This window comes from Pseudoalteromonas sp. TB25 (assembly GCF_000497995.1).
Taxonomy (GTDB): domain Bacteria; phylum Pseudomonadota; class Gammaproteobacteria; order Enterobacterales; family Alteromonadaceae; genus Pseudoalteromonas; species Pseudoalteromonas distincta.
Genome location: NZ_AUTI01000293.1, coordinates 1 through 5,946, shown reverse-complemented (window position 1 = coordinate 5,946; position 5,946 = coordinate 1). Strand labels below are relative to the sequence as shown.

At 40.5% G+C, this 5,946-nt stretch carries 4 protein-coding genes (1 of these 4 only partly in view); 3 read left to right on the top strand and 1 reads right to left on the bottom strand.

The features are described from left to right. Positions 1 to 1,402, bottom strand: the 5' portion of a protein-coding gene (locus tag L652_RS0110530; RefSeq protein WP_024603442.1) for a RecQ family ATP-dependent DNA helicase. Its footprint begins 533 nt before the window's first position; the window shows 1,402 of its 1,935 coding nt (coding positions 1–1,402); its start codon is at positions 1,400 to 1,402; its stop codon lies beyond the left edge, outside the window. A gap of 249 nt (positions 1,403 to 1,651) precedes the next feature. Here L652_RS0110530 and L652_RS0110525 point away from each other — a divergent pair, with 249 nt between their 5' ends. The 3 genes from L652_RS0110525 to L652_RS0110515 form a co-directional block, all read left to right on the top strand. Beyond that, the gene (locus tag L652_RS0110525) at positions 1,652 to 2,956 is read left to right on the top strand and encodes an NAD(P)/FAD-dependent oxidoreductase (RefSeq protein ID WP_002962796.1); all 1,305 of its coding nucleotides are present in this window, start codon (positions 1,652 to 1,654) and stop codon (positions 2,954 to 2,956) included. 137 nt (positions 2,957 to 3,093) lie between these two features. After that, the gene (locus tag L652_RS0110520; protein ID WP_024603441.1) at positions 3,094 to 5,184 is read left to right on the top strand and encodes a hypothetical protein; all 2,091 of its coding nucleotides are present in this window, start codon (positions 3,094 to 3,096) and stop codon (positions 5,182 to 5,184) included. A gap of 117 nt (positions 5,185 to 5,301) precedes the next feature. After that, the coding region (locus L652_RS0110515; protein WP_024594563.1) for a DUF2235 domain-containing protein at positions 5,302 to 5,946 on the top strand (645 nt) is incomplete at its 3' end.

Sequence of the window (5,946 nt, the reverse complement as noted above, 5' to 3'; positions counted from 1 at the left end):
CTGCCACTACGCGTTTTCGATCAACCTGCGCAGCTTGCGTAAGGGAGTCAAAATTTAGCGTGCCCCATATTTTTTTAAAATCGGTATGGCTAAATATTTGCGTTAAAAACGCTTGGCGTTGCTCGTCAAATTGGCTTAGTAGCTCATTTTTATCAACCAAAAATTTATATTTAAAATCGGCGTAGTAAGCATATTGCGGCGTTATAGCGCCTTGCATTTCAAGCTGTACAAGTAAGGTTTTAAGTGCCAGTTGCCTAATATTACTTTCACTCGATAAGCTGTATTCTTGCATTTCCCATTGCTGGTGGCTTTGGCGAATATCGTTAATTACGTATTCAATACCGCTAAGCTCTGGGGTGTCGCCATATACAAAGTTTTCAACCGTATTTAGCCCATCTAAATTGGCAAGGGTGTAGCAGTTTGATGGATTGCCATCGCGCCCTGCTCTGCCAATTTCTTGGCTGTAGTTTTCTATCGATTTTGGTAAATCGTAATGTATAACAAAGCGAATATCCGACTTATCAACGCCCATACCAAAGGCTATGGTTGCCACCACTATGTTAATTTTACCCGCCATAAAATCATCTTGAATTTGCCAGCGTAGCGTATCTTCAAGCCCCGCATGATACGCCACCGCGTGCACACCTTGTGCACTTAGCACATTAGCAACTTGCTCGGCGCTTTGCTGTAGCGTTACATACACAATACCAGGGCCATTTTGCGCGCGCACAATGTTGGTAAGCTCGGTATTTTTATCGGCGGTTTTAACGCTCAACACACTTAAATCTAAATTGGCGCGATAAAAGCCCGTTTGCACAATACACTCAGGCGATATAGCAAATCGCTCTGCCATATCGCGTTTAACTTTTTTAGTCGCCGTTGCCGTAAGCAGCAATACTAAAGGAATATTAAGCTCTTCGCGGTAACGCGGTAGTTTAAGGTAGTCGGGTCTAAAGTTATGGCCCCATTCAGATATACAGTGCGCTTCGTCTACCACTAACATCGAAAGCGCCACCTGGCTTATAAACTCTCTAAAACGCTCGTTTTTAAAGCGCTCAACCGACACCATTAGTACTTTAATTTTACCATTTCGCACATCATTCATTACGGTGCTGCTTTGCATTTGATCTTGGCTCGAATCAAGGCTTGCCGCGTAAATACCTTTGCTATTTAAAAAGCTAATTTGATCTTTCATCAATGCTAGTAAAGGCGAAACCACTAACGTTAAATTTGGTAAATGCAACGCAGTTAATTGATAGCACAACGATTTACCCGAACCGGTCGGAAATATAGCCAACGACGATTGACCATTTAAAAGCTGCTCTATAGTTTGTTGTTGCCCTGTTCTAAATTGGCTAAAACCAAAGTGCTGCTCAAGTGATTGAATTAGTGGCGTGGTCATAAATGTCCTTTTGATGGCTAAACAATAGTCATGCTTATAAAAATGCGGTGTAGATGAAATATTTGCAACTCAGTATACAACAAATAACATTATTTATTGCTGACATCACCTTTATTTAAGCGCAAACTAGAGCACTATAAAATGAGTAGTAACTGCTTGTTGCCAAAATAATTTATTGATACCCAAGTTATCTTAAAAAACTAATAAAAATACAGATCACTTGGGTATATTATTTTTGAGGGCAACGTTATGAATATTACTACACCTAAAATCGTCGTTATTGGCGGTGGTGCTGGCGGATTAGAACTCGCAACGCAATTAGGTCATAAATTAGGAAAGAAAAAACAAGCTGAAATTCTACTAATAGACAAAAACCGTACCCACATATGGAAGCCGTTACTGCACGAAGTAGCGACAGGCTCTATTGACCCCGATTTAGATGGCGTTGTGTATTCAGCCCATGCTGCAAAACACCACTATAACTTTCAACTTGGTACTTTTTGCAATATAGATCAAAGCAATAAAACAGTTACCCTTGCACCACTTTTAGATGAGCTAGGCCACACAATTTTACCCGAGCGCACCGTGCGCTACGACCACCTAGTGATTGCCATTGGCAGCGTAAGTAACGACTTTAATACCCCAGGTATAAAAGATCACTGCTACTTTTTAGACTCAAACCAACAAGCAGAGCGCTTTCAGCATTCATTACTCGACAGCTTTACACGCCTTCACCAAGACGATAACCAACAGCAATCACTTAATATTGCCATTGTAGGCGGCGGTGCTACCGGTGTTGAACTCTCAGCTGAGCTTTATCATGTGTCTGAACTATTAAAACTTTATGGCTTAACAAATATGTCGTCTAAGCGTTTGCATATTCATTTAATAGAAGCCGGACCACGTATTTTACCAGCATTACCTGAGCGTATTGCCGTAAGTGCAAAACGTGAGCTATTAAAACTTGGCGTAAACGTGCGCGAGCAAACACAAGTAAAAGAAGGCACCGCACAAGGCTTTATCACCAAAGACGAAGAACACATTGATGCCGATATTATGGTGTGGGCAGCAGGCGTAAAAGCACCTGATTTTATTAAAGACTTAGGTATTTTTGAGCTGACGCGCAGCAACCAAATTCAAGTAAACGAGTTTTTACAAAGCACCGTAGACGAAAGCATTTTTGTATTAGGCGATTGCTGCGCATTTACCCAAGCCGACGGTAAGCAAGTACCACCACGCGCACAATCGGCGCATCAAATGGCGCAGTGCGTCGAAAAAAATCTAATCGCAACGCTAAAGCAGCAACCACTACGCGGCTTTAAATACAGCGACCATGGCTCACTTGTTAATTTATCAAGCTACAGCACTGTGGGTAACTTAATGGGCAACCTAACCAGCAATACCTTTTTTATTGAAGGTAAAATTGCCCGCTTTATGTATATATCTTTATACCGTATGCACCAACGCGCCATACACGGTAGCGCAAAAACCTTTGCATTATGGATAAGCGAAAAAGTGCTGCGTGTAGTGCGCCCTAAAATGAAGTTGCACTAAAAAATTAAGTACGCTCACAAAACCACAAAAAAGCTTTAAGAGTTAATAAGTATTATCTCTTAAAGCTTTTTTGCACTTTGCGTACCTAGAGTAGTACGATGTGAGAATATTTTAATAACATCAAAGGATTGGCGGTTATGAAAAAGCGACTTCTCGGACTTATAATTATAGCGGCTTTGGCAGTATATCTATTTAAAACCCAGCCTAACACAGCCGCTGTAGAGCAGACCAACGTGGCTGCACCAAATGCCACTGAGCCTAATTTAGTTAATAAAAAGCAGCCCGTAGAAGGCACACCGCTAAGAATAGTCACAGATCTAAAAAAAGATATTCGCCTTTGTAGAGATCAATCACAGCAACAACATATAAAAATAAATAATTTAAACCAATCGCTTGTTTCATTTTTTGTGAGTGAGCTTAAAAAAGGGACGTCGGTCCCCACGCTTTTAAAGTATGCAACCCTATCAGGAATCTATAAGCGTCAATATATTGCCTTTTTAAGAGATGCCATAGTTGCTGAGCAAAAGCAGCAGCTTAGTATTACTAGCTCTTTAGACGAATTAGCTAATTGGCAAGGCATTGAGGCAATTAAAGGCTTCACCAATGATAAAGTAAAAGAAATGATTCAACAGCTTGGAGATAATAAACATAGCCCTTCAGGACTGACTCTGAGTGTACCCCTTGATGAAAATGTACAAAAAGAAACCCTTTATGCTTTATTAAACAACACTGATACATTTACCACTTACTCTAAAACGTTTATTAAACTTGAGGGCAGTGAAGTTATTTCCCCGGCGACATTGTTTGTGCTTAATGCAAATAAATTTACGCCAAAAGAGTTTGAGCAGGCAATTTCAACTAACCAATTTACAGTTAATGAGTTAGCTACTGCAATTAAAAACAACATTCCTAATGAGTATATTTTTGCGCTTATGAAGCAGGTGCCGGCACTGGATGCTATGCCGCTGTACGAAGAAAATTCTGTTTTATATAACATGGCTGATATTGCCGTAAGCCAGTTTAATTTACCGCTTGTAAAAGCACTACAACAACTAGGCGTAACACCAACCAATCGGCCTGGCTTATTTACTGGTTTAGATGTTGCAATAGTAAACCTGCCTAGAAGTGGTAACTTAACGCCAGCCCCTTTAGATGCAAAGCATACTCAAATGTTGGACTACCTCACAGAGCAGGGCTATAAAGCTCATAGCGGCAATGCTAATGACGGCCTAAATGGCAAAGGCGTTTCTTTTGTAAGTGATTTTATTTACCAGCAAGGCGCCTATATTAATGGGCAGGAAAACCCTGAGCAATATGCTTACTTTAGCCCTATTGGTAAAATAGACAACGCCACATTGCCCCAAGTGAGTGAGCCCGATAATTCTGATGTTGCACGTTTTTTAGTAGATTTGAAGCAACAAAAGAAAGAGCTAGATAATAAAAGACAAAACTGTGAACTATTACAGCAGCAGTTAAGCGCTACTGAACAATTACACTCTACTATGCGAGCATATAATACGGTGCTAGAGGTAAAAAAAGAGCACGGTAATAACTTCGAATATGTTTTACAAGAACAAGACCCCGTATTAGTTAATTACTGGTGGAGTATACTAAACAATCAGCTTTCAAACGATAGAAGTCATAACGCGTTCAGCGAATATTTGTCTAAAAAAGATTACCAAAAAGCTTATGAGTACAGCCTTAGTACACCATTAACTCAAACAGAAACCGATACACTTTTTTCATTCCTACTATTAGAGCCTCATGACTTTATAGCGATCTGGCAAAGCCGAGTTGAACCTAAGCCACCGAGTGATTTAGCAAGATTAAGTCGTTTTCCTCTTAGTCAATGGCAAAAGCTTAAACAAGCTGGTTTTGATTTTTCGATTACCGATACGTATGGGCGCGACGTTTATGTACAAGCTGCATCGTCTTCTGTCGAGGTAGTACAATTTCTAATTGATAATAAAATACCCGCTGATTCAGAAAAATTAGGCGTAGATATACTCGACCTAGCGCTTGAGCAAAGCTACACCAAAGGGGAGTTAAGCCCAATGATTCCTTTAGCCCTGCAGCTTGTTGAAAAAATTGAACCGAATCACCTTTCTCGCGCAGCACGTTTAAAAACGTTTTATCCTGAGGTTTACGAGCAATTAATTAAGTTAAACCCCGCATTAAAACCCGCAGAGGGCACGCAGCTAAATCACTATACTTTTAATAACCTATAACCCGCACTTTTAATACGCCAACAAATTAGTTGGCGTATTTGTTACTAACCCAAATATTGTCTTTAATATTTAACATTGTCTGTGTAGAGTATTTAAAACAACTAAGGAAATTGGGTTATGACGGGTAAAACGCTAATTTTTAACTTTGACGGCACAGGAAACGAGCCCCGTGATGCAGAGCAATTTAGCTCAGAGCATTTTAAAGAAGACTCTAATATTACCAACATTCTAAAATTGCATTTACTGCTTGGCGGTAAATTAGAAGACTCCCCCATTACTCCTTTTGCTAACCAACTCAGTTTTTATTATCAAGGTATTGGCACTAAAGGCAGCCGCCTTAAACGCATTTTAAACCAAACCCTTGCACCTCGTGGTGACGACGTAGCCAGTATCTTAAATCAAGCATTAAGCGACTTTAAAGCTCACTACCTAATAGGCGATGCCATACTGCTAACGGGTTTTAGCCGAGGCGGTGCACTTGCTAGGCGTTTTGCCAAAATTCTAGAGCCTTTAATTGCTGATAATGTTTACGTATGTGTGTTTGATACCGTCGCCTCTATTGGCTTATCAAAAGTAAGTAAAGCTACACGCGGCGCAGAGCACGTTATTTTTGAAAACCACACCATTGCCAACAACATTACTCACGCGCTGCACTGCGTAGCCCTTGATGAAAAACGCCGCGCCTTTGAACCCACACTCATGAACCATCAAAGCAATATTACCGAGCTATGGTTTGCAGGTGCGCATTCAGACATTGGCGGC

Bases quoted from the DNA above. Each gene is read 5' to 3' on its own strand.
- L652_RS0110525 (WP_002962796.1), top strand. From the start codon at position 1,652: ATGAATATTACTACACCTAAAATCGTCGTTATTGGCGGTGGTGCTGGC.
- L652_RS0110520 (WP_024603441.1), top strand. From the start codon at position 3,094: ATGAAAAAGCGACTTCTCGGACTTATAATTATAGCGGCTTTGGCAGTA.